Here is a 245-nt window from a genome sequence, read left to right as displayed (position 1 = left end):
ACTCTACGCCAACCATCTGGCCGAGCCGCTGGCGGCGCTGATCGTGTCGCTGGCCGGCGCCTATTCCCACATCCTGGCCGCCGCCACCACCGGGGGCAAGAACGTGGCGCCGCGCGTCGCCGCCCTGCTGGACGTGGCCCAGGTGTCGGAGATCACCGGCGTGGTGTCGCCCGACACCTTCATCCGCCCGATCTATGCCGGCAACGCCCTGGCCACCGTGCAGTCCAGGGACGCGACGAAGGTGG

The 245-nt window shown here is 71.0% G+C and carries 1 pseudogene; it reads left to right on the top strand.

Annotated features, from left to right (window positions below):
* Positions 1 to 245: pseudogene (locus H261_RS23100) on the top strand (electron transfer flavoprotein subunit alpha/FixB family protein); the annotation flags it as partial.

Origin of the sequence: Paramagnetospirillum caucaseum (assembly GCF_000342045.1) — a bacterium.
Lineage (GTDB): Bacteria > Pseudomonadota > Alphaproteobacteria > Rhodospirillales > Magnetospirillaceae > Phaeospirillum > Phaeospirillum caucaseum.
The sequence above is the reverse complement of the archived record's forward strand: the minus strand, read 5'-3'. Positions and strand labels throughout refer to the sequence as shown.